We start from the raw sequence: 7,614 nt of genomic DNA, 5'->3' as shown, positions 1-7,614 counted from the left end.
CGACCGTGTTTGCCGAATTGCTCGATGCTGTACCGGCCGTGCGCCAGCCTCGTGGCCGCCCGCGCAAGCGCCCCGGCAAGCTCCACGCCGACAAGGGCTACGACTACCGTAAGTGCCGTGTGGCCCTGCGCAGGCGCGGCATCAAGTGCCGCATCGCCCGCCGCGGCATTGACTCCAGCCAGCGGCTGGGGCGGCACCGCTGGGTGGTGGAGCGCACCTTTGCCTGGCTCAACCGCTTCCGCCGCGTGCGCGTGCGCTACGAACGACGCGACGACATCCACTTGGCCTTTACCATGCCCGCCTGCGCACTCATCACCTGGAGAGCCGTTAAACGGTTTTGTTAGACACTCTTAGTCGTAGCCCTACTTCTCGCCATTCTGCCCGCCCAGGTTCACTACTATCCCCAACTGGAACACCGAGTTGGCCGCTTTCAGGTATTTGCGGTGCTTGAGGCCGAAGTTGCTGCCGCTTATCATTTGGAGCTGCAACGGGCCCAGCACCTGAATGCGGGTGTAGGTAATGGGTTCCAGGAAAATGTTGTCTTCGGGAGCGTGCGCCAAGCCGTTGAGGCGAAACCCGTTGAGGGTCACGTAGCTGGCGCGCAGGGCGGTGCCGTAGGTAAACGGCCAGTCGCGGCCAAGGACGTGGAAGCTTTTCTTCTCCTTGGAGGTGTAGTTGACCTGCAGAAAATACTTGTTGAGCGTGCCTTCGCGGGTTTCGGTAGGCACGTTGGTTTCGCGGCTGTATTCGCTGTATTTGGTGCTGCCTACACCTAGCCCGCCATATACTTCCAGCACGCGGCGGTCCTGGCGGAGGCGTGTGAAATAGCCCAGCCCGCCTTCCACGAAGTCGTGGTCCTGAGTCTGACGGTCGTTTTTGGAACCGAAGAAGCTTTGCTTTTTATTGGCGTGCAGGAAGGAAGCCGAGCCCATCACACCCAGGTGGTTGGAAATGGCGTAGGCGCCCTGCACGGCCGTGTTCTGGCTGAAGTTGGTATGAATGCCGGCGCTCCATTCTCCTTTCTGCGTGAGCAGTGGCACCTGGGGCGGCGGCGGGAAATAGAGCGACGTGCAGCCGGCCAGCAGAGGCAGGAGCAGCAGGAAAAGCGCGCGGAACAAAAAGGGCATGGAACCAGGTGCGGGGCAGAAAAGGGAAACCGGAAGCAAAACGCGGAACACAGAGTTTCGTTGTGTAGCAGCCCCAGGCTGAACAGTTGCGTACAGCCTACGAGCCGTCAGCATGCTGCTCATTGGCCTTCTCCAAACTTCGTGCTTTATGCCCAATACTTCCTACGATGCGCTTATAATTGGTTCCGGGCAGGCCGGCAACCCGCTGGCCACCACTCTGGCTGATGCGGGCCAGCGGGTGGTACTCGTTGAGGAAAACCTGCTGGGTGGCTCTTGTATCAACTACGGCTGCACTCCTACTAAGGCCATGCTGGCATCAGCAGAGCGGGCTCATCAGCTGCGCACGGCCGGGGACTATGGCCTCCAGCCAGTAAAGCCAGCCGTGGATATGGCCGCCGTAGTGGCCCGCAAAAACCATATTGTACAGGCCATGCGGGAAGGCGTGCGCAGCAACCTTACGCAAGAACGCCAGGGCATCACAGTGTTGCATGGGCAGGCTACGTTCGTGGGGCCGCGCACAGTGCGGGTAGCACTGGCAGGCGGCGAAACGCAACGCCTGACGGCTAAAAAGGTGTTCATCAACACGGGCACCCGGGCCGCTATTCCCGACATCGAAGGCCTACAGGACGTACCGTTTCTGACGACAACCCAACTGCTTGACCTGCCGGAAGTACCCGAACACCTGCTGATCCTGGGTGGCGGCTACATCGGCCTGGAGTTCAGCCAGATGTACCGCCGCTTCGGCAGCCGCGTCACCATCATTGAAGCGGGCCGGCAACTGCTGGAGCGCGAAGACGATGACGCCTGCCAGGCCCTGACCGAGGTGCTGGAAGCGGAAGGCGTGGAAATCGTGCTGGGGGCCGAGGTACGCCGGGTGTCGCGCAGCGAGGCGGGCGTTTTCACCCTCACGGCACACACCGCCACGGGCGAACGGCGCCTGCGCGGCACCCACCTGCTGGTGGCTACCGGCCGCGTGCCCAACACCGACACGCTGGGCCTCGACCAGGCCGGGGTGCAGCTCGATGAGAAAGGCTACATCCAGGTAAATGCCCGCCTCGAAACCACTGTGCGCGGCGTGTACGCCCTCGGCGACGTGCATGGCGGCCCCCAGTTCACCCACATCAGCTACGACGACTACCGCGTCGTGCGGGCCAACCTGCTGCACCGCGGCCCGCGCCGCTCAGCCCGGCAGCGGCCCCTGCCCTACTGCGTGTTTACGGAGCCGCAGCTGGGCCGCATCGGCCTGAACGAGCAGCAGGCCCGGGAGCAAGGCATTGCCTACCGCGTGGCCACACTGCCCGTCAGTACCATCGGGCGCGCCCGCCAGACCGGCCGCACCACCGGCTTCTGGAAAGTGCTGGTCGGCGAGGATGACCGGCTGCTGGGCGCCACGGTGCTCTGCGCCGAAGGCGGCGAAATCATGAGCATGTTTCAGCTGATTATGGCGGGCCGCCTGAAATACGAGCAACTCCAGAACATGGTGCTGGCCCATCCCACCTGGGCCGAAGGGCTGAACAACGTGTTTCGGGAGCTCCAGAAGCCGGAGTTAAAGGCGTAGCCTCTGCACCTCAAGCGGCTTTTCGGCCACGAAGCTGACTTCGTAAGCCAGACAAAATTATGTACGAGCTTATCCAAGTTAATCCAATAGTATTATGCAAGCTATCATCCACTTAAACACTTCAATACATGTTAACACAACTCCCCCCCCCCCCCGCAAATTTGCTTTCGTAGCCTTGCCACTGCTAAGCAGTAGTTTCTCGGCTCTTGCCGATGCAAGTGTAACCTATCGACCAAGCGGCTGTAATTGGTTTGGCCGTAAGTATGTAGCCGATACCAAAGACAAGAAATGCGGGGCTTTGGCAAAGCAAAAAGCAACAGATGATGCGTGCGGAGACGGGACAGCACAGAGCTGGGTGGAATTTCCCTTCTGCTCTATCGGGGTTTGGCGAAAAGGCGAGGGCAAGCCTTATTCTCCCATCAACACCGGAAATACCTTCACAGCCATAGTTGGACTTGCCCAAGCCAGAATTGATCCGGCGAGGTTTTTTCTTTCTGCTTGGGGAGGCTATGGCTCTTACCGTGAGAATTCATACTACTGCTCTAACACGGGGTATATGTGCATGGGCAACGACAACAATCTTTTGTATCCTGCTACAGCCCCAGCAATTGCTCCAAACGAGCCGGGCCAGTCGTACCGCAACGCCCGTGTGGAAGCCGGGCAGCAAAGCTTTAACTCCGAGACGCGCACTGTGACAATCCGCAATTTTCACGCGACTATGCGCAACAATCCTTACGATAAGATCAATGAATTCAGTGCTCTGCAAATTTCCCTTCTACGCTCCTCTTCTTCTCGCCAAGACAGTATTAACCGGGAAAATGATGAAGCTTACCGCGCGCACGTTTTGCTGGAATCCCGGGTCCTGCTCAATAACGGCCGGCTAACTATCGACGGCCTTCTGCAGAAGGCCGAGGTAGTTACAAGAGACAGTGCGGGCGTACAAATTGCCGAGGTCCGGATGCCTGAACTGCGCATAGAACTACCGGCGAATGTCCCTTCCGACAGTGTGGCGGTCGTGGTCGGGAGCGACGTGGGTACCCTCGATAGCGGCATTTCCACACGTTACCTGCCGGGCCACGAAAGCACTACCTATGAGATGGCAGCGGTGGCAACTTCAAACGAAGTGTTGGAATTCAGCAGCTATCCAAACCCCGCGGCAAGGGGGCCGGTAACGGTCGATGCTATGGTAGCCCAGCCGCAGCAGGTTACCATTGGCTTGTACAACGAAGCCAATATGCTGGTTTTGCCTGTGTATTCAGGCGCATTACCAAGCCGCACCCGCCGGTCGTTTCCGGTCAACTTACAGCAGATTGCTCCGGGAACTTACTACTTGCGGCTCACGCGAAGCAGCGGTAGTCTTACCCGACGGGTAATCGTCCGCTAGACTTTAGGCGCATGTATATGAAAAGTTACCGGTGCTGTAGTTTCACAGGCTTCCTAGTTCTCTTCCTGCTGTCTATCAACAGCGTAGCTCAACGGTCTTTTTCCGTGGTAATCGTAGCGCAGGCGCACGGCATGGTTCCTCGCTTCGCCGACAATCAACCAGTAAATGCACAAATTAGTATACCTCCGCAGGTTTACCGAAGCGGGCTGGTAGGGGCTGTAGTAGAGTTGTCGCCTAGGTTGGCGGTGCAGGCCACGGCAGGCTTTGCTTCCTATGGGCTGACAATCCGAAGACAGTATGATTATCCTCGCCACCGCTACAAAAACTCCGGCTCTAGTTCAACTGCGACGAATGCGCTCGAATTTGCCCTAGTGGCCCGCCGATATTTTTCGAGTGACCAGCGCCCGGACCGCAGTTGGTTTACGGATGTCGGGCTGGATGCTATGTACCTGGGCAACACCGGCAAGATCGGCGGAATCTACACGCTGGGCTTTGGCCTGAGCAACCCGCCACCGAACGAAACCGGCATGTCCGGCTCAGTTTACGCCGTCGGTGGCAACCCGTACCGCGTGGGCATCCGGGCCGGAATAGGCCACGAGTGGGCGCTGGGTCGCAGGCACTTCGTGGCGCTGGAGCTGCTGGCCAGCTACGGTTTGCGCGACCTGCAGCGCTTCGAGATGAAGTACACCGTCTGGAACCAGGGCCCTACCATCGACCCGCGGAAGTACGAAAACACCATTGCCACCCGGGTCAGCTTTATCGGCTTGCAGGGCAGTTACCGGTTCCAAGTCAGCAAGCCAACCGCTCCCCGCGACTAGCCGTGTGGCCCGCAACAGACAGTGAATAAACTGCGCAAAAGCCCCGACAACAGCAGTTGCCGAAGCTTTTTTGTGGTACCGACAATAGCAGTTCCTGCTACGGCTGGCGCCACAATGCTGCGAGCCGGTGCGGCAGAATGCCAATGCCCACGGCCACATAGCTACGCCCATACCGCAGCTGGCGGCGCGAGCCATCCGGGTCATAAGGATGCCTACTGCCGGGGCCCATGGTGCCGGAGCCCCCCACCGATACTTGCAGCTGCACAGGCGGTGCGTTCTGCAAAAGGCTTCCCACACCAAAGCGCAGCAACAGCATGGGCTCGACCCGCGTGAGCTGGCGCAGGTCGATGGGCGTGCCCAGGTCGGTGAGGGTGGTATAGTAGAGTCGGGTGGAACGACAGGCCACCCCCAGCGAAAACCGGCTGCTGACGTCGTACACCACGTAAGCTTCGCCAAACAGCCGCCGAAAACGGGCTTCGTACTGGTGCTGCACGGGGTTGGCAAAAATCGTAACCGGGCCCCCGTCGTTTAGGTACCGGGCCTCGTTCAGGCCCCGTCCGTAGCCGCCCAGCACGCCCAGCGTCCAGTGGCGCGGCGCCCAGTAGGCCCCGGCCGTCAGCTCGTATTGCCGGGTGCGCCAGTAGCTGCTGTCGCCGTGGGCGGAGCGGTTTCCAAGCGCCCCGCGCACCAGCACGTGCTTAAGCGGCGAGTAGGCCCCCGATACCTCCCAACGGCTCAAAAAGGTACTGGCCCTCAATTCAGCTTCGTGCTGGGCTCGTATATCGGGAGCGGCGCATTGCATGGGAGCATACACGGAGACGCAACCGCCGCCCGCTAAACTTAAACCAATCAGCAACCACCGCATAATAAATAGCGCGTCAGACACTTAGCAAGAATAAGCCCTTGAAAAAACACAGATAAGATGACAAAAAAACTGCCGCAACCAAAGTTGCGGCAGTTTCTAAATTTCTAACAGTTGCGGCTCGGCGGGCCACTTTACTTGGCGTAGGCCACGGCGCGCATCTCCCGGATAACCGTGATTTTGATCTGGCCGGGGTACTGCATTTCCTTCTCGATCTTCTGCGAAATTTCGTAGCTCAGCTCGGCGGCGCGCTCGTCGGTCACGTTCTCGGCGTCCACCATCACGCGCAGCTCGCGGCCGGCCTGAATGGCGAAGCACTGGTTCACGCCTTTGAACGAGTTAGCGGTTTCTTCCAGTTGCTTGAGGCGCTTGATGTAGCTTTCCATCATCTCGCGGCGGGCACCGGGGCGCGAGCCGGAAATGGCGTCGCAGGCCTGCACGAGCGGCGAAATCATAGCCGTCATTTCGATTTCGTCGTGGTGGGCACCAATGGCATTTACCACGTCGGGGTGCTCCTTGTATTTCTTGGCCATCTCCATGCCCAGAATGGCGTGGGGCAGCTCCGGCTCTTCGGTGCTGACTTTGCCAATGTCGTGGAGCAGGCCGGCGCGCTTGGCTTTCTTCACGTCGAGGCCCAGCTCGGCGGCCATCGTGGCGCAGAGGTTGGCTACTTCGCGTGAGTGCTGGAGCAGATTCTGGCCGTAGGAGGAGCGGAAACGCATGCGGCCCACCATCTTGATCAGCTCGGGGTGCAGGCCGTGAATGCCGAGGTCAATGATGGTTTTCTCCCCGATTTCCACGATTTCCTCGTCGATGTTCTTGCGGGTTTTGGCCACGATTTCCTCAATCCGGGCCGGGTGAATGCGGCCGTCTTTCACGAGCAGGTGCAGGCTGAGGCGGGCCACCTCGCGGCGCACCGGGTCGAAGCCGGAGATGATGATGGCCTCCGGCGTGTCGTCTACGATGATTTCAACGCCGGTAGCGGCTTCCAGCGCCCGTATGTTGCGCCCTTCGCGGCCGATAATCTTGCCCTTCACATCGTCGGACTCGATGTTGAACACCGACACGCAGTTCTCAATAGCGTGCTCAGCGGCAGTGCGCTGAATGGTTTCGAGCACAATTTTCTTGGCATCCTTGGTAGCCGTGAGCTTGGACTGGGCCACCACATCTTTGATGTAGGAAGAAGCCTGGATCTGGGCCTCGTTCTTGAGCGAGTCCACGAGCTGCTCGCGGGCTTCGGCGGCCGTCAGGCCGGAAATGGTTTCCAGCTGCTGCTGCACGTGCTGCTGCTGCTCAGCCAGTTCCTGCGTGCGCTGCTCCAGCTTGGCCAGTTGGTTTTCGAGGGTGGCGCGGCGCTTTTCTTCCTGGGCTTCCAGCTTTTCGCGCTGCTGCTGGGCCTGCATCTCAATTCGTTCGCGGGTAGCATCCAGCTCGGTTTCCTTACGCTGAATCTGCTCCAGCTGGCGCTGGGTGGTCTGGGTGAGCTGCTTGATGCTCTGCTCCTGCTCTACTACGGCGGCGCGGCGCTCGGTCAGTTCCTGGTCGAGGGCTTGCTTCTGGCGGCGGCTTTCCTGCTCCCACTCCTGCTTCAGGGCGCGGAACTTGTCTTTGGACTGCTGAATCCGCTCGTCGCGGGTGCGGGTGGCTTGCTGCTCGGCTTCGGCCAGCAGTTGTTGGGCGCGCGCTTTCGCGTCGGCCTCGTGGTCCTGCCGGGCCTTGCCGGCCAGCAGGCGCCCCACCACGATGCCGACCACAAGGGCCAGCACGGCGGCAAGAGCAATATAAACAGAGGTGGACATGGGCTATGGATTAGAGAAAGAAAGGAAATCCCATAACCCGGCAAAGAAGGCCGTATGCCAAACAAC

7 protein-coding genes are annotated in these 7,614 nt (G+C 59.8%); 4 read left to right on the top strand and 3 right to left on the bottom strand.

Annotated features, from left to right (window positions below):
• On the top strand, window positions 1-344 hold a 344-nt coding region (locus BUE15_RS17125; protein ID WP_139252377.1), incomplete at its 5' end, for a transposase.
• Between the two features lie 18 nt (window positions 345-362).
• On the opposite strand, the gene BUE15_RS17120 is transcribed toward BUE15_RS17125, so the two are convergent.
• Window positions 363-1,127: a hypothetical protein gene (locus tag BUE15_RS17120; protein ID WP_073287826.1), complete on the bottom strand. Its 765-nt coding sequence runs from the start codon at window positions 1,125-1,127 to the stop codon at window positions 363-365.
• Between the two features lie 148 nt (window positions 1,128-1,275).
• Between BUE15_RS17120 and BUE15_RS17115 the strand changes: the two genes are divergently transcribed.
• The 3 genes from BUE15_RS17115 (at window position 1,276) to BUE15_RS17105 (ending at window position 4,887) form a co-directional block, all read left to right on the top strand.
• On the top strand, window positions 1,276-2,685 hold the full coding sequence (locus BUE15_RS17115; protein WP_073287851.1) for a mercuric reductase: 1,410 nt from the start codon (window positions 1,276-1,278) through the stop codon (window positions 2,683-2,685).
• A gap of 94 nt (window positions 2,686-2,779) precedes the next feature.
• Window positions 2,780-4,069 carry a T9SS type A sorting domain-containing protein gene (locus BUE15_RS21725; protein WP_139252376.1) on the top strand — a complete coding sequence of 430 codons (1,290 nt, stop codon included), beginning with the start codon at window positions 2,780-2,782 and terminating at the stop codon, window positions 4,067-4,069.
• 371 nt (window positions 4,070-4,440) lie between these two features.
• Entirely contained in the window at window positions 4,441-4,887 is a 447-nt protein-coding gene (locus tag BUE15_RS17105; RefSeq protein ID WP_139252375.1) for a hypothetical protein, read from the top strand.
• A gap of 97 nt (window positions 4,888-4,984) precedes the next feature.
• Here the strand turns inward: BUE15_RS17105 and BUE15_RS17100 are convergent, their stop codons facing one another.
• Both BUE15_RS17100 and rny read right to left on the bottom strand, forming a co-directional pair.
• On the bottom strand, window positions 4,985-5,626 hold the full coding sequence (locus tag BUE15_RS17100; protein ID WP_139252374.1) for a hypothetical protein: 642 nt from the start codon (window positions 5,624-5,626) through the stop codon (window positions 4,985-4,987).
• 257 nt (window positions 5,627-5,883) lie between these two features.
• Window positions 5,884-7,548, bottom strand: a complete 1,665-nt coding sequence (gene rny / locus BUE15_RS17095; RefSeq protein WP_073287818.1) for a ribonuclease Y — start codon at window positions 7,546-7,548, stop codon at window positions 5,884-5,886.
• Window positions 7,549-7,614: the final 66 nt, after the last annotated feature.

This window comes from Hymenobacter psychrotolerans DSM 18569 (assembly GCF_900142395.1).
In the GTDB taxonomy this organism is placed as follows: domain Bacteria; phylum Bacteroidota; class Bacteroidia; order Cytophagales; family Hymenobacteraceae; genus Hymenobacter; species Hymenobacter psychrotolerans.
Note: the sequence above shows the minus strand (reverse complement) of the source record. Positions and strands in the feature narration are given on the sequence as shown.